17 protein-coding genes and 1 pseudogene are annotated in these 21,368 nt (G+C 63.3%); 7 read left to right on the plus strand and 11 right to left on the minus strand.

All coding sequences use genetic code 11. The features are described from left to right. Window positions 1-11: 11 nt before the first annotated feature. From mmsB to chvE, 3 genes are read right to left on the minus strand one after another with little or no spacing between them, the layout of a single operon-like run. Window positions 12-1,217 carry a multiple monosaccharide ABC transporter permease gene (gene mmsB, locus QFZ41_RS02445; protein ID WP_429197299.1) on the minus strand — a complete coding sequence of 402 codons (1,206 nt, stop codon included), beginning with the start codon at window positions 1,215-1,217 and terminating at the stop codon, window positions 12-14. Next, window positions 1,201-2,757: a multiple monosaccharide ABC transporter ATP-binding protein gene (gene mmsA, locus QFZ41_RS02450; RefSeq protein WP_429197300.1), complete on the minus strand. Its 1,557-nt coding sequence runs from the start codon at window positions 2,755-2,757 to the stop codon at window positions 1,201-1,203. Before mmsA ends, mmsB begins: the two co-directional genes overlap by 17 nt. Before the next feature lie 17 nt (window positions 2,758-2,774). After that, the gene (gene chvE, locus QFZ41_RS02455) at window positions 2,775-3,902 is read right to left on the minus strand and encodes a multiple monosaccharide ABC transporter substrate-binding protein (RefSeq protein WP_429197301.1); all 1,128 of its coding nucleotides are present in this window, start codon (window positions 3,900-3,902) and stop codon (window positions 2,775-2,777) included. A gap of 193 nt (window positions 3,903-4,095) precedes the next feature. On the opposite strand from chvE, the gene QFZ41_RS02460 reads away from it, so the two are divergent. Continuing rightward, complete coding sequence (locus QFZ41_RS02460) at window positions 4,096-5,889, plus strand: IlvD/Edd family dehydratase (RefSeq protein ID WP_429197302.1); 1,794 nt, start codon at window positions 4,096-4,098, stop codon at window positions 5,887-5,889. A 15-nt stretch (window positions 5,890-5,904) separates the two neighbouring features. Here the strand turns inward: QFZ41_RS02460 and QFZ41_RS02465 are convergent, their stop codons facing one another. Continuing rightward, complete coding sequence (locus tag QFZ41_RS02465) at window positions 5,905-6,558, minus strand: TetR/AcrR family transcriptional regulator (RefSeq protein WP_429197303.1); 654 nt, start codon at window positions 6,556-6,558, stop codon at window positions 5,905-5,907. Between the two features lie 88 nt (window positions 6,559-6,646). Between QFZ41_RS02465 and QFZ41_RS02470 the strand changes: the two genes are divergently transcribed. Next, a complete protein-coding gene (locus QFZ41_RS02470; protein ID WP_429197304.1) occupies window positions 6,647-7,381 on the plus strand; it encodes an SDR family oxidoreductase in 735 nt (244 codons plus the stop codon). A gap of 80 nt (window positions 7,382-7,461) precedes the next feature. Here the strand turns inward: QFZ41_RS02470 and QFZ41_RS02475 are convergent, their stop codons facing one another. Further along, on the minus strand, window positions 7,462-7,800 hold the full coding sequence (locus QFZ41_RS02475) for a hypothetical protein (RefSeq protein WP_429197305.1): 339 nt from the start codon (window positions 7,798-7,800) through the stop codon (window positions 7,462-7,464). Window positions 7,801-8,750: 950 nt separating this feature from the next. Further along, entirely contained in the window at window positions 8,751-9,209 is a 459-nt protein-coding gene (locus QFZ41_RS02480; RefSeq protein ID WP_429197306.1) for an Hsp20 family protein, read from the minus strand. A 230-nt stretch (window positions 9,210-9,439) separates the two neighbouring features. On the opposite strand from QFZ41_RS02480, the gene QFZ41_RS02485 reads away from it, so the two are divergent. Together QFZ41_RS02485 and QFZ41_RS02490 are read left to right on the plus strand one after the other, a co-directional pair. Then, on the plus strand, window positions 9,440-10,093 hold the full coding sequence (locus QFZ41_RS02485; RefSeq protein ID WP_429197307.1) for a DUF6766 family protein: 654 nt from the start codon (window positions 9,440-9,442) through the stop codon (window positions 10,091-10,093). Window positions 10,094-10,472: 379 nt separating this feature from the next. Then, window positions 10,473-13,499 carry a TonB-dependent receptor gene (locus QFZ41_RS02490; protein WP_429197308.1) on the plus strand — a complete coding sequence of 1,009 codons (3,027 nt, stop codon included), beginning with the start codon at window positions 10,473-10,475 and terminating at the stop codon, window positions 13,497-13,499. Window positions 13,500-13,549: 50 nt separating this feature from the next. Here QFZ41_RS02490 and QFZ41_RS02495 read toward each other — a convergent pair whose 3' ends face one another. Further along, complete coding sequence (locus tag QFZ41_RS02495) at window positions 13,550-13,771, minus strand: hypothetical protein (RefSeq protein WP_429200297.1); 222 nt, start codon at window positions 13,769-13,771, stop codon at window positions 13,550-13,552. A gap of 321 nt (window positions 13,772-14,092) precedes the next feature. Between QFZ41_RS02495 and QFZ41_RS02500 the strand changes: the two are divergent. Both QFZ41_RS02500 and QFZ41_RS02505 read left to right on the plus strand, forming a co-directional pair. Further along, window positions 14,093-14,272 (plus strand): annotated as a pseudogene (locus QFZ41_RS02500) (alpha/beta fold hydrolase); the annotation flags it as partial. Window positions 14,273-14,943: 671 nt separating this feature from the next. Beyond that, window positions 14,944-15,141, plus strand: coding sequence for a hypothetical protein (locus QFZ41_RS02505; RefSeq protein ID WP_429200299.1), 198 nt, complete (start codon window positions 14,944-14,946; stop codon window positions 15,139-15,141). A gap of 2 nt (window positions 15,142-15,143) precedes the next feature. Here the strand turns inward: QFZ41_RS02505 and QFZ41_RS02510 are convergent, their stop codons facing one another. Beyond that, complete coding sequence (locus QFZ41_RS02510) at window positions 15,144-16,739, minus strand: Na+/H+ antiporter (protein ID WP_429197309.1); 1,596 nt, start codon at window positions 16,737-16,739, stop codon at window positions 15,144-15,146. A gap of 185 nt (window positions 16,740-16,924) precedes the next feature. Here QFZ41_RS02510 and QFZ41_RS02515 point away from each other — a divergent pair, with 185 nt between their 5' ends. Next, entirely contained in the window at window positions 16,925-18,910 is a 1,986-nt protein-coding gene (locus QFZ41_RS02515) for a CocE/NonD family hydrolase (protein WP_429197310.1), read from the plus strand. Between the two features lie 7 nt (window positions 18,911-18,917). Here QFZ41_RS02515 and QFZ41_RS02520 read toward each other — a convergent pair whose 3' ends face one another. Genes QFZ41_RS02520 through QFZ41_RS02530 form a run of 3 tightly spaced genes read right to left on the minus strand, consistent with a single transcriptional unit; the run spans window position 18,918 to window position 21,266 of the window. Then, a complete protein-coding gene (locus QFZ41_RS02520) occupies window positions 18,918-19,247 on the minus strand; it encodes a hypothetical protein (RefSeq protein ID WP_429197311.1) in 330 nt (109 codons plus the stop codon). A 14-nt stretch (window positions 19,248-19,261) separates the two neighbouring features. Then, on the minus strand, window positions 19,262-20,029 hold the full coding sequence (locus QFZ41_RS02525; RefSeq protein ID WP_429197312.1) for a LytR/AlgR family response regulator transcription factor: 768 nt from the start codon (window positions 20,027-20,029) through the stop codon (window positions 19,262-19,264). Continuing rightward, window positions 20,022-21,266, minus strand: coding sequence for a sensor histidine kinase (locus QFZ41_RS02530; protein WP_429197313.1), 1,245 nt, complete (start codon window positions 21,264-21,266; stop codon window positions 20,022-20,024). Before QFZ41_RS02530 ends, QFZ41_RS02525 begins: the two co-directional genes overlap by 8 nt. Between the last annotated feature and the right edge of the window lie 102 nt (window positions 21,267-21,368).

Raw genomic sequence — 21,368 nt, forward strand, 5'->3', positions numbered from 1 at the left:
ACGCGCGGGGCTCAGCGGCCGCCGACGCGCCGCTTGTTGTAGACGTCGAACGCGACGGCAGCCAACAGCACCAGGCCCTTGATCAGCGACTGGTATTCCGTGCCGACGCCAAGGATCGACATGCCGTTGTTGAGCAGGCCGATGATGAGGCCACCGATGATCGCGCCGGTGACGGTGCCGATGCCTCCGGTCACGGCGGCCCCACCGATGAACACGGCGGCGATCGCGTCGAGCTCGAAGCCCGTACCGGCACTCGGGCTCGCCAGGTTCAGCTGCGCGGTGAACACCAGGCCGGCAAGCGCGGAGATCACGCCCATGTTCACGAACAACAGGAAGGTCACGCGCTTGGTCTTCACGCCCGAAAGCGCCGCGGCATGCAGGTTGCCGCCTATCGCGTAGACATGGCGACCGAAGACCGACCGCGCCATGATCGCCGCATACGCCACGATCAGCACGCCGAGGATCACCAGCACGATGGGCGTGCCGTTGTAGCTGGCCAGCAGGAAGGCCATGCAACCGATCAGGAAGACCGAGAACGCCAGCTTGAGGATGAAGTACCAGAGCGGCTCGGTCTCCAGGCCATAGGTGTGCCGCACCATTCGCTGGCGCAACGATCCATAGAGCAGCACGATGGCCGCCAGGCCGCCGAGGATGAGCGTGAGTGGCTCGTAGCCACTGGTGCCGAAAGCCGGAAGGAAACCGGAACCCATGCGGCGGAACGCCTCGGGGAACGGCGAAATCTGCTGGTTCTGCAGCGCGATCTGCGCGGCGCCGCGGAACAGCAACATGCCCGCCAAGGTGACGATGAACGCGGGAATCCTGAAATAGGCGATCCAGAAGCCCTGCCATGCGCCGACGACGCCGCCGATGACCAGGCAAAGCACGATCGCCGCCGGCCAGGGGATATGCCACTGCGTGATCATGACGCCGGCCATCGCCCCCACGAAAGCCACGAGCGAGCCGACCGACAGGTCGATATGCCCGGCGATGATCACCATCACCATGCCGATCGCCAGGATCAGGATGTAGCTGTTCTGGATGACCAGGTTCGACACGTTGATCGGCCGGAGCGTGATGCCACCGGTAGCGAACTGGAAGAACAGCACGATCACGATCAGCGCGCTGAACAGGCCGACCTGGCGAAGCTGTCCCGCGAGGTACTTCAGCGCGGATGTCGTGGCGCTGGCCGGTGGCGTCGATTCATTGGAGGTTGTCACTGGCGCCCCGCTCCCGTTCTCTGGTCATGTGCTGCATGAGGATCTCGGCGGTCGCTTCCGATCGCGGGATATCCGCCGTGATACGTCCCTCGGCGAGGGTATAGATACGATCGCAGACGCCCAGGAGTTCCGGGAGTTCCGACGAAATCATGATGATGCCTTTGCCCTCGTCCGCGAGCCGGTTGATGATCGCGTAGATCTCGTACTTGGCGCCCACGTCGATGCCGCGGGTCGGCTCATCCAGGATCAACACATCGGGATCGGCGTACATCCACTTGGAAAGCACGACTTTTTGCTGGTTACCGCCCGAGAGTTTCCCGGTGATGGAAGACACGCCGGGCGCCTTGATCTTGAGGGACTTCAGGTACTCCCCGGCTACGGTCGCTTCCTTATGTCCATCGACGAAACCGAACAGGCCGGCCAGTTTGCCCAGCGCCGATCCGGATGTATTGCGGGTGATGTCGTCGATAAGGTTCAACCCGTAGCGCTTGCGATCTTCGGTGGCGTAAGCCACGCCGTTCCTGATTGCCTTCGGCACGGTGCTCATGTCGATCTCGGCTCCGCGTTTGAAGACCTTGCCACTGATCTTCACGCCGTAGCTCTTGCCGAACACGCTCATCGCGAACTCGGTTCGACCGGCGCCCATCAAACCCGCGATGCCGACGATTTCACCGGCGCGCACGCGGATGCTGGCGTCGTGAATGATCTGCCGGGTGACGTCGATGGGATGGAAGACATTCCAGTTTTCGATACGCAGCAACTCCTCACCAATATTCGGCGTGTGTTCCGGGTACCGGCTTTCCAGCTCGCGGCCGACCATGCCCTTGATGATCCGCTCCTCGGATACATGATCCGCGCGCATGTCGAGGGTCTCGATCGTCCGGCCATCGCGGATGATCGTCACCTCGTCGGCGATGGCTTCGATCTCGTTGAGCTTGTGGCTGATGATGATCGAGGTGATGCCCTGGCCCTGGAGTTGCTTGATCAAGCCGAGCAAGTGCGCCGAGTCGGCATCGTTCAGCGCCGCGGTGGGCTCGTCGAGAATGAGCAGCTTCACCCGCTTGGACAGCGCCTTCGCGATTTCCACCAGCTGCTGCTGGCCGACGCCGAGGTCGGTGATCCTGGTGACCGGGTTGTTCTTCAGCCCCACCCGTTCGAGCAGCTTCGCCGCTTCCAGGTTGGTCTTGTTCCAATCGATCCACCCACGCGTTTGCTGCTCGTTGCCGAGGAAGATGTTCTCGGCGATGGAGAGGTACGGACTGAGCGCGAGCTCCTGGTGGATGATCACGATACCGGCGGCTTCGGAGTCGTTGATGCTCCTGAAGTCCACCGGCTTGCCTTCGAAAACGATCTGTCCGTCGAAGGTACCAGCGGGGTAGACCCCGCTGAGCACCTTCATGAGTGTCGACTTGCCAGCACCGTTCTCGCCGCAAATGGCGTGGACGTGGCCACGCTTCACGCCGAGCGAAACATCCTGCAACGCCTTCACACCGGGAAACGTCTTCGTGATGCCTCGCATCTCGAGAATATGATCGGTCACGTGCACTCCAGCGCGACTTACTGCAGCTGCGCCGGCGTGTAGTAACCACTATCGACGAGCACTTCCTTGTAGTTCGCCTTGGTGACCACGGTCGGCTGGAACAGGTACGTCGGAACCACCACGACCTTGTTGTTGTAGGTCTTGTCGTCGTTCGTCTCCGGCTTCTTGCCGGTCAGCAGGTCGTTGGCCATCACGGCCGCCTGGTCGGCGAGCTTGCGCGTGTCCTTGTAGATCGTGGAGTACTGCTGGCCCGCGATGATCGACTTCACCGACGCCGCTTCCGCATCCTGCCCGGTGATGACCGGCAGCGGTTTCGCGGCGCCGCCGTAGCCCGCTCCCTGCAAGGCGGAGATGATGCCGATCGACATGCCGTCGTACGGCGAAAGCACGCCATCGACGTTGGCGCCGTCGGAATAGGACTTGGCGACGAGGTTCTGCATGCGGGCCTTCGCCGTCGCCGGATCCCACTGCAGGGTGGCTACCTGGGTGAAGCCGGTCTGGCCGCTCTTGATGACGATGGAACCGTCGTCGATGTAGGGCTTGAGCGTGTCCATCGCGCCGTTGTAGAAGAACGTGGCGTTATTGTCGTCCGGGCTACCCGCGAACAGCTCGACATTCAGCGGGCCCTTCTTGTCGGTCTTCTTGCCGTTCGCGTCGAGGAAGCCGAGACCGGTGAGCAGGCTGTTGGCCTGGTCGACGCCGACCTTGTAATTGTCGAACGACACGTAGTAATCGACGTTCTTGCTTCCGGTGAGCAGACGATCGTAGGAAATCACCTTGATGCCCGCCTTTGCCGCGGCATCGAGCTGATCGCTGAGCGAACCGCCGTCGATCGATGCGATGACCAGCACCTTGGCGCCCTTGGTGATCATGTTGCTGACCTGGAGCACCTGCTGCGGGATCTTGTTGTCCGCGTATTCGAGATCGACCTTGTAGCCGAGCTTCTCCAGATCTTCCTTGACGGCGTTGCCGTCCTTGATCCAGCGCTCGGAGACCTTGGTAGGCATGGCGACGCCGACCAGGGCGCCCTTGTTGTCCGATGACGAAGCGGCGGTGTCGCCGTTGCCGCGCCCGCCGGAACAGGCCGCGAGCGAAAGTGCCAGGCCCACGGCTGCGAGGCCGGTATACAGGTTGCGTGCGTTCACTATGGATACCTTTCGGTTGAGTGCTGGAAGTTGCCCGTCTTTCCGAAACGCCTTTACCGCCGCGCCTCTCATCGATTATCTTGTCTGAGTAATAGCCTATCGGCGCATGGATCGCGCGTCAACGACCGGCGCTCGACTGTATCTCGTAACGCTGAGCCGTTCCCTGCCTGTCCCCGGAGACCTTCCGCTCGCCATGATCAAGACCGCCTCCCCGCTCCGTTCGCGCGCCTGGTTCGACAATCCCGAGAACATCGACATGACCGCGCTGTACCTGGAGCGGTATCTCAACTTCGGCCTGTCGCTCGAAGAATTGCGTTCGGGCAAGCCAATCATAGGCATCGCGCAGACGGGCAGCGACCTTTCCCCGTGCAACCGCCACCACGTCGTGCTGGCCGAACGCGTGCGCGAGGGTATTCGTGAAGCGGGCGGCATCGCGCTGGAATTTCCAGTGCATCCGATCCAGGAAACCGGAAAGCGGCCCACTGCCGGTCTCGATCGCAACCTCGCCTACCTCTCTCTGGTCGAGGTGCTGCATGGCTACCCTATCGATGGCGTGGTGTTGACCATCGGTTGCGACAAGACCACGCCGGCATGCCTGATGGCGGCCGCCACGGTGAACATCCCCGCGATCGCGCTATCGGTCGGCCCCATGCTCAATGGTTGGCACAAGGGCGAGCGTACGGGTTCGGGAACGATCGTCTGGAAGGCGCGTGAACTGTTGGCCACGGGCGCCATCGACGAAGAAGGTTTCATCAAGCTCGTCGCCTCGTCGGCACCATCGACCGGCTACTGCAACACGATGGGAACGGCGACGACGATGAACAGCCTGGCCGAAGCCCTCGGCATGCAGTTGCCGGGTGCCGCGGCGATCCCCGCACCTTACCGCGACCGGCAGGAAGTCGCCTACTTCACCGGCAAGCGCATCGTGGAAATGGTCGCCGAAGACCTCAAGCCTTCCGACATCCTCACTCGCGAAGCATTCCTCAACGCCATCGTCGTCAACTCGGCGATCGGCGGATCGACCAACGCCCCCATCCACCTCGCGGCCATCGCGCGTCATATGGGCGTGGAACTCAGCATCGACGACTGGCAGACGCACGGCCACAAGGTGCCGCTGATGGTCAACCTGCAACCGGCGGGAGAGTACCTCGGCGAAGATTTCTATCACGCCGGCGGCGTACCGGCGGTGGTGGGCGAACTGCTAAGGCAGGGCCTGATCCATGAAAACGCGATGACGGCCAACGGCAAGTCCATCGGCGAGAACTGCCGCGGCGCGACCATCGAGGACGAACGCGTGATTCGCCCGTTCGCCAATCCGCTGAAGGAAGACGCGGGTTTCATCGTATTGCGTGGCAACCTGTTCGATAGCGCCATCATGAAGACCAGCGTCATCAGCCCGGAGTTTCGCGCGCGCTACCTCAGCCGCCCGGAAGATCCCGACGCCTTCGAAGGCCCGGCCGTCGTCTTCGATGGCCCGGAGGATTATCACCATCGCATCGACGACCCCGACCTCGGCATCACCACCGACACATTACTCTTCATGCGCGGCGCGGGCCCCGTGGGTTATCCAGGCTCCGCGGAAGTGGTGAACATGCGGCCGCCCGCGTACCTCATCCGCGAAGGCGTTCACGCGCTACCGTGCATCGGCGACGGACGCCAGTCGGGCACCTCGGGATCGCCCTCCATTCTCAACGCCAGCCCCGAGGCCGCGGTGATGGGCGGACTGGCATTGATCCGGACCGGCGACCGCGTCCGCATCGATCTCGCCAAGGGCACGGCCAACGTGCTGATCAGCGACGAGGAACTGGCCGAACGTCGCCGCGCACTGGCCGAGTCGGGCGGCTACCGCTACCTGGCCTCGCAAACGCCATGGCAGGAGATTCAACGCGCCGTCGTCGGGCAGATGGAAACCGGCGCCATTCTCGAAGGTGCGGAGAAATATCAGCAGATCGCACAGACGATGGGGCTTCCGCGGGACAGCCATTGACCGCCGGGTAAAACGCTAGACGGCCGGCTCGCCCCTGGCGTTCGGCCTGCTCCGCGACGCTTCCAACAAATAAGCACGTGACATCACGGGCAATTGCGCTCGCAGTATCGCGAGGGACTCGGGCGAACCATCTTTCTCCAGCACGGCCTGCACCGTGCCGACAAGCATCGAACGCAATGCGAACGTCACTGTCTCGACGTCGCCGAACACGGCGTCCGATGCGGTCATCAATACGCGCGTAATAGCCTGATCGGTCCTGCGGACCACGTCGGCGACCAGATCGGCGGTATCCAGTTCGGCAGCGACCACATATAGCGCGCGCGATCCGGGGAGATGGCGCAGCTTCGCGTCGAGGTACGCACGGCACAGGCCGTCCGACATCTCTCGCAGGGATGCTCCCTCGTACTGCTCGCACGCCGCCTCGATGGCGATCACCACGTCTCCCAGGTACTGGTCGAGCACCGCATACAGCAAGGCCTGCTTGTGCGGGAAGTACTGGTACATCGTGCCCACGGAGACCCCGGCCCTCTGCGCCACGCGCGTTGTCGTGAGCCGGGCGATGCCCTCGGAGAGCAAAACCTGAAACGTCGCCTCGAAAATGGCCGCCACGGTCACCGTCGAACGGGCCTGGCGTGGCGATTTACGGGGCTTCAGGGAATCGGAAGGCACGACGGTCATATGCGAATGTAAAAACCGAAGGATGATTCATAAATTAACTCATAGCGCCAACCACCACTACTCCACCAGGAAAAACGCCATGAGTAACTCTGATCGCCGCATCTCCCTCGTCACCGGTGCCAACAAGGGCATAGGCCTCGAAGTCGCCCGCCAGCTCGGCAAGGCAGGCCACCGCGTTCTGCTCGGCGCCCGCGACGAAACGCGCGGCCGGGAAGCGGCGAAGACACTTCAGGCCGAGGGTGTCGATGTCCGCGTCGTGGCCATCGATCTCACAGATCCCGGGTCACTTGCGGCCGCGGCTGCCGACATCGGGGCCCACGAAGGCCGTCTCGACGTCCTGGTGAACAATGCGGCCATCGCGCTGCAGAACGATGGCCTTCCCGGAACGGTCGATCTGCATGTGGTGCGCCAGATTTTCGAAACGAACTTCTTCGGTACCGTCGCCGTCACGCAAGCCTTGTTGCCGCTGCTGAAGAAGTCCACTTCCGGCCGCATCGTCAACGTCTCGAGCGGCTTGGGCTCGATCACCTTCAACAACGACCCGGACTGGGATTACGCCGCGGTGAAATTGCTGGGCTACAACGGCTCGAAGGCCGCCCTGAACATGTTCACCGTGCTTCTCGCGGCAGAGTTGAAGGATCATGGAATCAAGGTGAATGCCGCTGACCCCGGCTACACGGCCACCGATCTGAACGGTCATAGTGGCCACCAGACGATTCCCGAGGGCGCCGCCGAGGCCATCCGCCTCGCGCTGCTCCCGGACGACGGCCCGACCGGCGGGTTCTTCAACTCCGACGGTGCCGAACCCTGGTAATCACCTTGCCTCCTTTTGCGACGAGCGCCCCGGCGCTCTTCGTGTTCGCCAAGGGCCACAGGACGCAGAGCGACAAACGATCAGAAGCTCAGCCCTGGTGGTTTGTCGCACTTGTATTCTTCGTCGATCTTCGCCACGTCACTGGATGAGATGTGCCGGACGATCCGCTCTTCAGGACTGAGACTCCGCCAGATCTCGACATCGATGCAATGCCGATTGGCAACCCCGAAAAGCCGTTGCGCGTTTCGCATCAACGCACCGACGCCTTGATTCATCGGATCGATCAGCCGAATGCCGGGCGCAACGCGTATATCAGATCCGGGCACTCCACGGATACGGGTCGAACTTTGTGCGTTCCTCAGTCGCTCTTGGAATCCTCCATCACCGGAGGTTGCCTCGTTGCCGGTGGTCGCCGTCACGGATGAGGGCGAACTGGGGACTGCGGATGCATTCGTGGTGTCCGCGCCAACGGCTGGCTCGTCAGAACCCGGCGCTGGCTCGTGGTGGATTTTCTGGGAAGGCACAGGTACCACGGCAGGTGGGCCTCCAGCCAGCCGCTTAACCACGAAGTGCTTCGACCTAATGGCATGCATGGGATGTGGTACCGGCGGAGGTACGAATCGGAGGTGGAGAACGGCCGTGTCGCTTTCCACTACCGACGACCTACCCAGTCCATCTACTCCAGGGCGAAGCAAAAACATCAACAAGCCAAGATGGAGACCGATCGCCGCGACCATCGCCGCGACTCGGAGCGCAGGTTCGCGTATACCGCCGGGATCCAACTCTTCTACCTTCACGCCCTGCCTTCCTTTGGCTCCCCCAGTCGATATCGCTTCGACCTAGCCCGCTACGGAAGGTTCCATAGCAGCGTGACGAACAAGGCCTTCTACACCAGCCGATCCGTCCGCCACGCTGGGACCCGTATCGTCCGACCCACACGCGAGGCCGGTACATACCCCGGCCATACCGCATCGTAGAAATAGCGCTCCAGCCTGTCAGGCGGATCGAACGGCTTCGCCTTGGGCGGAACCATTCCCCGCAATCGCTCGACGTTGGCTTCCGCCCATCGCGTCACCATGCGCTTCATCAGGCCCACGCCACGAACCGGCGTGTCGCAGCCGCGACGGGGCCCATAGCGAAACTGCACCACCCACCGGCCCTCCTTCGGATACACACGCGCGAACGGACGGTCCGTGCCACTCAGGACTGCATACTGCCGCTCACCCATCTGGATCCACTGGACCGTCGTCATGAGCCGGACGGTACGCCGGGCGAATCTCAAATATGTGGACGAAGAAAAACCCGCGGCCTCCCTGCCGCGGGTTCCGTCTTTTGGGGTGGTTGGCGCCGGGCGATACCGGCGGTGATATCAGGCGGCTTCGTTATGCAACTGACGAACGGTTTCCGTACCGCGATTGATCTCGATCCGGCGAGGCTTCATGGCCTCGGGAATCTCGCGCTTGAGATCGATCGAGAGCAGGCCGTTGGCCAGGCGGGCGCCCGTCACGTGCACATGCTCCGCCAGTTCGAAACGCCGGTTGAAGGCCCGGGTGGCGATACCGCGATGCAGGTATTCACCTTCCGGCTCGGCCTTATGCTCGCCGCTGACGATCAACATGTTCGACTGGGTCGAGATATTCAGCTCATCTTCCGTGAAGCCAGCCACCGCCATGGTGATGCGATAGGAATCCTCATCGAGCTTGACGGAATCGAACGGCGGATAGTTGTCTCCCTGCTGCGAGCGGGAAGCGGATTCAAGCAGTTCAAACACGCGATCGAAGCCGATGCTCGAGCGCATGAGCGGGGAATAATCGAGAAGAGTACGCATAGCCATATCCTCTGCATAAGCAACATGGATGGGTTCTCTGGTCCATTCCAACCGGAGTGGACAGGCTGGTCCCGAAGCGGCCAGCGAGCCGTAACTAAGGCCGCCATGGGCCGTTTCAAGAGGAGTCGTTCAGTCTTCATTTAGCCGTCCAATCGGTCGGCCAGCCGCGCCGGCTACCCCTTCTTCACATCGCCCGCCGAATGCTTCGGTCATTTCTCCGGAGCATGGCCATGAAGGATTCGTTCTTCAAACGCAACGGGTTGAGCATCGTCGTCGCCCTGATGATGCTGGCGGCATGGACGGCCCAAGCCATCACGGGCCATGCGGCACATAACCAGGAACTCGGCGAGCATGGTCTTCCCGGTATCGGCCTGGGTGCGTATCTGATCAGCGGAGACTTCTGGTCGGCCACCTGCGAGAACTGGGAATCCGAGTTCCTTCAAATGGGCTTGTACGTGCTGCTGACCGTATGGCTGCGCCAGAAAGGGTCTGCCGAATCACGCCCCATGGATGAGCAGGAAGAGCAAGGCGAGCCGACTCCCGAACACTTGCAGCCCCGGGCCTGGCGCCGCGGCGGCGTCATCCGCTGGCTTTACGCCAATTCACTTTCCATTGCCTTCCTGTGCTTGTTCGTCCTGAGTTTCACCGGCCACCTGTTCGGCAGTTGGCGAAAGTCCATCGCCGAAGCGGTGGCACACCACCAGGCCCCCGAAGGGCTGGCTTCCTATATCGCCGATCCGTCGTTCTGGTTCGAATCGTTCCAGAACTGGCAAAGCGAATTCCTCGCCGTGTTCTCCCTCGTCGTGCTGTCTATCTTTCTCCGCCAGAAAGACTCCCCGCAATCCAAGCCAGTCGATGCGCCTAATAGCAAGACGGGAAGCTGATTTCCACCCGGAGTGCCAGGCATGCCGTCCGGAAAGACAATTACTTGCGATAGGCGCGCTGAATGAAAGCAGTAACTTGCGACGTGAAACTTACGTGAATTATCTCTTAGTTTCAGGTATTTAGATCGTTCATATCGCTACTTCCGCAATTGCGTACGACTATTCACATCGTAAGTATTGACGACTTCTGAACGATAGTTTTATGTTCGGGGCGCTGCGGGGATTTCAAGCCCGGCGGTTTGTACGTATTCCAGCGTTTCGCACCATTCGGAAAGAGTTTCGAATCAGCGAAAGGAAATGCTTTCCGGGTGAGACCTTCGGCAATCGCCGATGCGCTACTTCTGGCCCGTTGGGGGGCCAACTCTGGGGAGAGCTGTAAATGAATTCACGTGACACACGGCAGGCGCAAGTCCTGCGTCGTTCCGCACTGGCCCTGGCCCTTGCGGTCGGCCTCGGCGGCACGGGTACCGTGCTTGCCCAGGCCACCACGGGTGCGATCTTCGGCCAGGCCAGTCCCGGCAGCACGGTCCAGGTATCCGGTACGACGGGTGTGACCCGAGAGGTCACGGTCGGCACCGACGGCCGGTACCGTATCGGTAACCTTCCACTGGGCAGCTACACGGTCAACGTGATGCAGAACGGCCAGGTGGTCGATTCCCGCAAGAACGTTGGCCTGACGGTCGGTGCAGGTTCGGAGGTCTCCTTCACGGGTGCCCCAGCCACCAGCGCCCAGGCGCTGGAATCTGTCACCGTGACCGCGAACGCGCTACCTCCTATCGATGTATCCGCAGTCGACTCGCGCACGGTCATCACCTCCGAGCAACTCGCCCGCCTGCCGCTCGGCCGCAATGCCGAAGCGATCGCCCTGCTCGCCCCGGGCGTGAATCCAGGCGCGGGCTTCTTCGGGCGCACCGTCTCGTTCGGCGGCTCCGGTGTCTCGGAGAATGCGTACTACATCAATGGCTACAACACGGCCGACCCTCTGCGCAATCTCGGTGGCGTAGGCCTGCCGTACGGCGCCATCGATCAGCAGGAAATCTACACAGGCGGTTACAGCGCCATGTACGGCCGCTCGCAGGGCGGCGTGATCAGCCAGGTGGGCAAGCGCGGCACGAACGAATGGCACTTCGGCGCGCAGATCCTGTGGGAGCCGAAGTTCGCGCGTTCGCAGCTGGGCAACCAGTATTTCGCCAACGCCAACCTGCCTGCGGGCTACGAGTATTCCGATCCTTCGCTCGCCGGCCAGCTCTACCGCAACCGGTCGGGCGATAACCAATGGACGCGCACGGTCAGCGCGTATGCCGGCGGTCCGCTGATCAAGGACAAGCTGTACCTGTTCGTCGCCGCGGAAACGGAAAAGACCGAAGGCACCACCACCAATGCGTTCACCACCTCGCCCAACGCGACCAACCATTACAAGTGGGATTTGCCGAAGTACTACGCGAAGCTGGACTGGAACATCAACGACAGCAACATCCTCGAACTGACCGGCATCAACTCGGCTGACGAGCGTAGCGGCAAGTACTCCACCTTCGACTACGACACACGTGAGCACCTCGGCTTCCAGGGACGCTACCCCGACAGCACGAAGACATCATCGACCTACGGCATCGCCAAGTACACCAGCTACATCACCGACGCCCTGACGTTCTCGGCCACTTACGGCAAGAGCAAGACGACAGACGTTCAGCGTAATCCGGGCGACCTGGGCCTCCCCTTCATCAGCCGCCCCGATCTGCAGGACCCTTCCATCACCGGTGGGCAGTCGTTCACCAACACCACCGCCACCACGCAAAAGTTCGCTCCGGGCGCGAACAGCAAGACCCATGGCCTCCGGGCTGACCTGGAATGGCAGGTCGGTGATCACCGCGTGACAGGCGGTATCGACAACATGAAGTACACCGCTCAAGACGAAGGTGTCACGACCACGGGGCCGGGCTATTTCTGGACCTATGGTCGCGTGACCGATCCGACCGTACCACTGGTCCCGGGACTAGGCGTGGGCCCGACCGGCGGTGAAGGCTACTACACCCGCCGCACGATCTTCAGCACGACCACGAGCATGGAGGTGGATCAGAAAGCCTACTACCTCGAAGACAAGTGGCAGATCACGGACAAGTTCCTGTTCACCATCGGTGTCCGCAACGACCGGTTCAAGAACTACAACGACCGCGGCCGCACCTATGTCAACAGTGGCAACCAGTGGGCACCTCGATTCGGTGCTTCATGGGATGTCTTCGGTGATTCCTCGCTGAAGATCTACGGCAACCTCGGCCGTTACTATCTCGCGCTGCCCAATAGCGTCGCCATCCGCGGCGCCTCGTCATCCACCTTCACCAACGAGTACTTCACCTATACAGGTGTCGATCCGAACGGCGAGCCGACAGGCCTGAGCCCGATCGGTCCTGGTCCGGTGTCGTCGAATGGCGAATACGGTCAGCCGAACGATCCGAAGTCGATCACCGCGACCGACCTGAAGTCGCAGTACCAGGACGAAGCCATCCTCGGCTTCGACAAGACACTGGGGCCCGAATGGGTCACGGGCGCCAAGGTCATGGTGCGCAAGTTGCGCGCCGCCATCGACGATGTGTGCGACACGGCACGCATCGCCGACAAACTGGCGGCGACCGGTGTCGATCCGGACAGCGTCACCATTCCGGGTTGCGTGATCTTCAATCCGGGCCGCTCGAACGAGTTCAGCCTCGCCAACGTCGATGGCAGCGGCCGCACCGAGGTGAAGATGTCCAAGGACGACTGGGGCTTCACCACTGGCGCCAAGCGCAAGTACTACTCGCTCGACCTGTACCTGGAACATCCGTTTGATGGTAAATGGTTCGGCCGCTTCGATTACACCTTCTCCAAGAGCTATGGCAACACGGAAGGCCAGGTGAAGTCGGACATCGGCCAGAACGATATCTCGAAGACGCAGGATTGGGACGCCGCCGCGCTGATGGTGCATAGCAATGGGCTGCTGGCCAACGACCGCAAGCACCAGTTCAAGGCTTACGGTTCCTATCAGGTGACCCCGGAATGGCTGCTTTCCGGTTCGATGCGCCTCACCTCCGGTGCGCCGAAATCCTGCCTTGGCTTCTTCGGCCCGAACGACGACGACCCGATCAGCTATGGCTCGTCATACCACTCCTGCGCCGGCAAGCTGTACGCGCCGGGCGAGCAGCGCATGCCGTGGTTCAAGCAATTGGATCTGTCGGTCGAATACCGCCCGGCGTTCGCCGACCACAAGCTGGCCTTCGGCCTGCAGGTGTTCAACGTCACCAACGAACGCAAGCCGCTCCTCAACGACTACGTCTACGAGGACGACCGCTTCACGGTTTCGAATACCTACGGCGCCGGCCTGTATTACCAGACGCCCCGCTATGCGCGCCTGACCGCAAGCTACGACTTCTGATCTGGAGAACGACTGCGCATCACAACAATAACCGGGCCAGGGAGGGCCCCTCATTGCAAACTCCCCTCGCCGCCGTGCACAACGGCGGCGTTTTTTTTAAGGACCGATGCATGCGTTCGTTGTGGAAGGTATCCGGGTTCCATGTCGCGCTCTTCCTGTTCCTGCCCACGTCCGCGTTCGCGCAATACAAGGCGGGCGATATCGTCGTGGAGCGGCACACCACGCATGACGAAAAGGGACAGCCTGTCGAGTACGAGATCGGCACCCTCCATGTACCGGAAAACCGGCACAAGCCAGGTAGCCGGCTCATCGGCGTCGGCTTCGCCCGTATCAAGGGACCGGCGTCGACACGTCCCGGAACCCCTCCCGTCTTCTGGCTCCCCGGCGGCCCGGGGCTGACCGTTCTCGGCGCCTTTACCGAGACCGGTGCATCGGCCAAGGCGCGGCTGCGCTCATGGCTGGCCTTCGGCCAGGTGGGCGACCTGGTGATCGTGGAGCAACGCGGTTACACCACCCGTGGCGACATGCTGACGATTCCATCGAAGCCCCTTGCCGACGACCGCCCCGCCTCCGTGCGCGCCGATGTCGCCGCCATGCGGGCCGATGCCAGGGCCGCCATCGCCGCCTATCCCGGCAAGGACCTCTCCGGCTACGACATCGGGGCATTCGCCGCCGACGTCGACGACCTGCGCCGTGCACTCGGCTATGAAAAAATCAGCCTGTTCGGCGGGAGCTTCGGCTCGCAATGGTCGCTGGCGGTGATGCGGCTGTATCCAGGTACCGTCAGCCGCGCGGTGATCTCCAGCGTGGAACCGTTGAATAACGGATACGACATGCCTTCGCACGTTTTCGCCGCGCTGCAACGCATCGCCTATGACGCCGACCGCGCGCCGCCGCTCGCGCCCTACCTCCCGCCGGGTGGCCTCATGGCGGCCGTCCGGGCACTGCACGAGCGCTTCGCCGCTGGCCCGATCACGGTCACTTTCAAGGAAGACAACGGCACGAGCCGGCGCATCGTGCTCGGCGCGGAGGATCTCCAGCAGGCGCTCCTGTCGCACACGCAGGAGAGCGCGGAATGGCCAGCCTTCATCCTCTCCCTCTACCACGGCCATTACGATGGCTGGGCTCGGGAGGTCGCGAAGGACCGCAAGCCCGACCCGAGGATCCTGATCGGACCGCTCGCGGACAGCAGCCTGGGCGTGACCGCCGAACGGGACTTCCTCTTGCACACGGACCCCGCCCTGCCCCTGCTGGGAACATGGAACTTCGAAGGGAACATCGCTTCGGCCGACGAATGGCCCACGGAAGACATGGGCGACGACGTGCGCAAACCCACGCTGACCGACATACCCGTGGTCTTCGTTCACGGAGACTGGGATACCTCCACGCCGGTCGAGAACACGCTGGGCCTATTGCCTGGTTTCCGAAGGGGCACGCCATCCTGGTGCACCGTGGCTCGCACGACGGTGCGTTCTACCAGTTGCGCGACGACCCGGCCGCGAAGCAGGCCGTGTACCGGTTCCTCGCCACGGGCGAGACGACGGGCCTGCCGGTTGCAGTCAGCCTTCCGGTTCCTGATTTCGAAGTGCCGCCGTTCGCTCCACCGACATCGAAAGCCGCGCCGTCCGCGAAGTCCCCCTGATCTCAGGCCGGGCTCTGCCTGTCGTTCTCCGCTTCGATCTGCTGCAAGTCGAGATCCCGCTCCATGTAGTGCAGCAGTTCGTCGTGGATCTGTCCGGAGCGATGCAGCCGCAACAGTTCCGCGCGCCCCGCGGCGATGGCTGCCAGGACCACGTCGTAATGCGCGGCACGGCCTCCTTCGTTTGCGTGCGGCGCCTTGCTGTAGCGCTCGGCGACCGTTAACCGATAGGTGTATTGCTCCAGCAGGCGAGGGTGGATCAAACGGCCTTCGTCGTCATAGGCATGTGCTTTCACCGCCGCCAGCTGCGCGTTATCGATGAAGACCGACGCCTGAGCTTCGCTCAGGTGCGTGCTTTCCGGCCGCTCACCAGCGTCGAGCCTGAGCCAGCGAATGACCGGCGCGATAGTACCGCCCTGCACCACCACCGTGACCAGGATCACGGCGAACGCCGCCGCGATGGTCAGGTCGCGTCCTGGCATGGCTTCCGGCAGCGACAAGGCGATCGCCAGCGTCACCACGCCACGCATGCCCGCCCAGCTGAGAAGGAACGACGCCTTCGCCGAAGCGGGTACGGGGTTGCGCCCAACGATGCGCGCCAGCGGCACACGCAGATATTCGGTCACGTAGATCCAGACGAAGCGCGACAGGATCACCGCCGCGAGTACCGCCAGGATCGGCATGCCCAGCGTCGACAACGCCTCGCCCACGCCACCCATGCGCTCCACGACACCGCGTAGCGAGAAGCCGATCAGGATGAAGACGAGGGCTTCGAGCAGGAAGATCATGACTTCCCAGAAGGCGAAGCTGTTGACCCGCACCCGCGCCGAAAAGACATCGTGCTGGTACCAGCCGAAAATGATGCCGCAGCTGACCACCGACATCACACCGGACACGTGCAAGGATTCGCCGCCGATGTAAGCGGCCCAGGGCGACAGGCATGCGGCCGTGATGGCGAGGAAGATGTGGTCGATCCGGCGCAGCACGAAGACCAGGGCAAAGCCCAGCACGACGCCCACGACGATGCCGCCCAGCGCGAGGACACCGAAACTGAGCACGGCGTCGGAAGTACTGAATGCGCCGGTGAGCGCGGCCGCCGTCGCGAAACGGAACAACACGAGACCCGTCGCATCGTTGAGCAGGCTTTCCCCCTCCAGGAGAACCATCAACCGGCGCGGCAGGCGCACCTTGCCCAACACCGCCTTCGCCGCCACGGCGTCCGGCGGCGACACCACGGCACCGAGCGCGAAACACGCGGCCCACGGCAAGGACGGCAGCACCCAATGGACGGTGACACCCACGGCGAGCGTGGTGAACACCACGGCTCCGATCGCCAGCCAGAGGATCCCGCCGAGGTATTTGCGGAACTCCGACCACACCGTATAGAACGCGCCGTCCATGAGAAGCGGGGGAAGGAAAATCGTCAGCACCAGCTCGGGGTCGAAGCTCACCTCCGGAATGCCGGGCAGGAACGCGATCCCGATGCCGCCGGCGAGCAAGGCCGCGGCGGACGGCAGGCGGAGACGGCGGGCGATCAGCTCCAGCACGAGGATCGCGACGAGAAGGATCAGTACGAATTTGAACGTTTCGGTCGAAGCCATGCGCCCTCCAGGCATACCGGGGGCATCTTATCCGTATCACGTGGCCCGCCGATTGGATCGATGCGTCGGAGCCGTGCGAGCCCCGTCCGGTGGTGGCCCCTGCCGGAAGTCATGCATTTACCTGACAGGGACATTTTGCCAGACTCGATGAACCGTCCCTGAAAACAGGTCTGCCGATGCGACCCATGCGCCCTGCCCTCCACCACGTCAGGACCGCGTTGTCGGTCGGCGTGGCCTCCGTTTGCCTCGCCCTCGTGGCCGGTCCCGTCGCCGCGCAGCAGACCGTGCTGACGCCGGAGCAGAAGGCGGCCATAGCCAAGCGCAACGACATCGAGCAACAGCTCGAGGCCGTCGCCGTGATCGACCGCAAGGTGATGGTGAAGATGCGCGACGGCAAGCGCATGGCCGCCGACGTGTACCGGCCGAAGAACGCGTCCGGCAAGGTGCCGACGATCTTCGTGCGCACCCCGTACAACTTCAACTTCTGGGACGTGAAGCTCGGCGCGCCGCGCGACATGAGCCGCCAGCTCGCGGCGGTGAAGCGCGGTTACGCCTATGTCGACATGAACGAGCGTGGCCATTACTTCTCCGAGGGCAACTACGAGATCCTCGGCGCACCGCTCAGCGACGGCGTCGACGCCATCCGCTGGATGACGTCGCAGCCCTGGTCGAACGGCAAGGTGGGCACCACGGGTTGCTCGTCCACCGCCGAATGGCAGATGGCCGTCGTCGCGCAGAACGAGCCGGGGCTGGCCACGTTCAACGTGCAGGGCTTCGGCGCCGGCGTGGGCCGCGTCGGCCCCTACTACGAGCAGGGCAACTGGTACCGCGGCGGTGCCGTGCAAATGCTTTTCATCGACTGGCTCTACAAGGAACAGAACCAGGTGCGCCCGATGTTCCCCGCGAACCTGTCGCAGGCCGACCTCATCCGCGCCTCGAAGATGTTCGATCTCGATTCTCAGCCGCCGGAGCCCAACTGGGACAAGGCGTTCTGGGTACTTCCCGAGAAGGACATCATGAAGTCCATCGACGGTCCCAAGGGCATCTTCGCCGACGCCATGGACGTGCCGACGGGCGGCAACATGATCGCCCGCACGCCCAACAGCCCCGCCTGGTACAAGGGCGGCTTGTGGCACGACGACATGAAGATCAACAAGCCGGGCCTGTGGTTCATGAGCTGGTTCGACGTGTCGGTGTCGCCCAACCTCGCCGCCTACAACCACGTTCGCGCCACGGCACCCAAACCCATCGCCGACCAGCAGTACGCGATCATCGCCCCGGTGCTGCACTGCGCCTATACACGTGCCACGGAACATACGGTGATCGGCGACCTCGACGTGGGTGATGCACGTTTCGACTACGAAGGCCTGGTGTTCGGGTGGTTCGACAAGTTCCTCAAGGGCGTGGACAGCCCCGCCGTCGACAAACAACCCAAGGTCATGTACTACGTGATGGGCGAGAACAAGTGGCGCGACTCGCCCACGTGGCCACCCGCCGGAGCGACCACGCGCGACCTCTTCCTCACCAGCGGTGGAAAGGCCAACACGCTGTACGGCGACGGCAAGCTGGTCGACGCGGCGGGCGGTACGGATCATCCCGACCAGTTCCTCTACGATCCGGCCAACCCGGTCACCACGCTCGGCGGCGGCGGTTGCTGCCAGGGCACGGCGGTGAAGTTCGGCTCGTTCGACCAGAACCCGCAGCTCACGCGCAACGACATCCTCGTCTACGATTCGGAGCCCTTCAAGGAAGGCACCGAAGTGAGCGGGCCAATCACGGTCACGCTGTACGTGTCGTCCGACGCGAAGGACACCGACTTCACCTTCAAGGTGATGGACGTCTATCCGGATGGCCGCGCGTTCAACCTCACCGAGAACATCCAGCGCATGCGCTACCGCGAGGGATACGACAAGCCGCCGGTGTGGATGAAGGATGGCGAGGTCTACAAGGTCACCTTCCAGCCCATCGACACGAGCAACTTCTTCTTCCCCGGGCACAAGCTGCGCGTCGCGGTATCGAGCAGCAACTTCCCGCGCTTCGACCGCAACCTCAACACCGGCGGCAACAACTACGACGAGGCCAAGGGCGTGATCGCGCACAACGCCGTGCACCACGATGCCGCCCACCCGTCGAAAATCACGTTCACCGTGGTGCCGCGAACCACGCCGTAAGACCGGATCAGATGGCCTTGCACCCGGCGGAGACCTTCTCCGCCGTGGTGGTCACGCATTGCGAGAAGCCGGCAGGCAGCCTGTCCACCAACCGCTCCTCGGATACCGCCAGCGAGAAAGCCTTCACCTCGGCTGGGCCATTGAACACGGTGTAATAGCAGCGCCCCGCGCTGCTCGCCTGGCAGGCGAAGCGCGCCCTGCCCATCCGCACCTCGGTGCGGCTATCCAGGGTGACGACACCGTTTTCCTGCGAACTGGCGACGATCGTCCGGTTCTGCGCATCGGTGCAGCCGGCGAGACTCATGAAGCAATAGACGATGGCAAGGAAGAGGCGCATGGGTGTCTCCTTCATCACATGGCGCGGAAGATGGCCATGAACGGCTGGCTCACGCTCAGGGTCTCGGGACGGCCGCGTAGCCGGAGGCAACCTTTGCCGCTGTCGTCACGTTCCACGGAAGCGACCTGGCGCAGGTTGACGATGGTCGAGCGATGGATCTGCCGGAATATCTTCGGGTCCAGTTGGCGGAGCAGGTCGCGGATCGGCCTCGTCAGCAAGGCATCGCCTTCGGCGGTCGCCACCAGCGTGTACTTGTTGTCCGCGCGCAGATAGATCACGTCCTCCACGAGGATCAGCCGGGTCGCGCGGCCGGTGCTGGCGGTGAGCCACGTCAACGGCTCGTCGGGCGGCCGGTCGAAATGGGTACCGAGGTCGCGTGCCAACCGCGCCGCGCGCCCCACATGCCGCGCCGCGTCGGCGAGGCGACCGCGCAAGCGCGCCACCGTCTGCGCGAGCCGGTCGGACGTGACCGGCTTCAACAGGTAGTCCACGGCCCCTCGTTCGAAGGCGTCGACGGCGTACTGGTCATAGGCGGTGATGAAGACGACCAGGGTCTCGGGGCTCACGTCGGCGGCCGCGGCGGCCACTTCCATACCCGTGAGCCCGGGCATGCGGATATCCAGGAAGGCGATCTGCGGACGGTGCGTGGCGATGGCTTCCAGCGCGGCACCGCCGTCCTCGGCGACTTCCAGCACCTCCAGATCAGGCCAGGCGACGGCCAACTCGCGCTGCAAGGCGGCGGCGAGCAGCTTTTCGTCTTCGGCGACGATGCAACTAGGCATGTTCGACCACTCCCGTCACCGGCAGCGTGATGGTCGCGGCGACACCGCTGGGAAAGTTGTTGCCGATGGAGAACGTCGCCGCGCTGCCGTACATCAGGCGAAGGCGCTCGCGCAGGTTCTTCAGGCCGATGCCGGTACCCGCGCCATCGCTGCGGAAACCCATGCCATCGTCGGCCACGGTGAGCGAGAGTCCCGACCCATCCACGCCGGCGCGAATCCAGATGCCACCACCGCCCGGCTTCGGTTCAAGCCCGTGCTTGATCGCGTTCTCGACCAGGGTCTGCAACATCATCGAGGGCATCGGTACCTTCAAGGCCTCCGTCGGCACATCCGTGTGCACGGCCAGCCGTTCGCCCATGCGCAGGCGCATGATCTCCAGCCACGCGGTCGAGCGTTCCAGCTCTTCGCCCAGGGTGGACAGCGATCCGTCCGTTCTCGGCAGTGAGCGGCGCAGGTACTCGATGAGGTGACCGAGCATGCGGTCGGCGCGCGCGGGGTCGGTGCGGACCAGCTCCTGTGCGCTGGCCAGGGTGTTGTAGAGGAAGTGCGGTTCCACCTGAGCCTGCAGCAGGCCGAGTTGCGCGGCGGTCAGTTCCTTTTCCATCGCGGTCTGGCGCACGTCGGCGCGCTCCCGGTTGCGCCGTTCCGACAGGCGCTGGGTGGTGGCGCGGACCAGCGTCTCCACGCATTCCAGCGAGGCGCCGCCATCGGGGTTGAACCAGTCGGTCCACGCGCCGCTGTCCGGTTCGCAGACGAACATCACGCTGCTGGACCCGTCGGTGGGCGTGATCGTGGCGGATATCCTGGTGTGGCGGTCGAGCGAGGCCTGCCACTGCGGACGGGCGCGGCGTCGCGACGGATCGTTCGCCTGCGAACGAATCACCGCGCGCAGCTGAAGCCCCCCTCGCGTGCCACTCACGTCCTGCACCTGGGGCAGTTCGCGGATGACCTCGTCGACGATGGCGAAAGCCTCGTCCGCCGGGTATGGCACCTCCACGCGGCGCCGCTGACGATTGGAGACGGTTTCTGCGTCGACACGGCCCGCTATCACGCGCACGCGGTACAAGTGCGTGATACCGCGAGCGAGCGCCACGAGCAGGCCGATGAACCAGGCCAGCGTGAAGATCCACGGAAATTCGCCGCGGTTCCAGCCGAGGCCGGACCACACGACCAGCAGGACGCACAGTGCCGCCACCCACGCCACGATGATGCGTCCGAGGAATTTCAGGCTTGCCATCACATCTACTCCCACCCTGGATTGGCGTGGAGCATACGACGGCGTTCGCGCCGGCTGGCGTCGATTCCGACGAAACGCGGCATACGCCGACGAAACCCTCCT

This window comes from Luteibacter sp. W1I16 (assembly GCF_050434905.1).
Lineage (GTDB): Bacteria > Pseudomonadota > Gammaproteobacteria > Xanthomonadales > Rhodanobacteraceae > Luteibacter.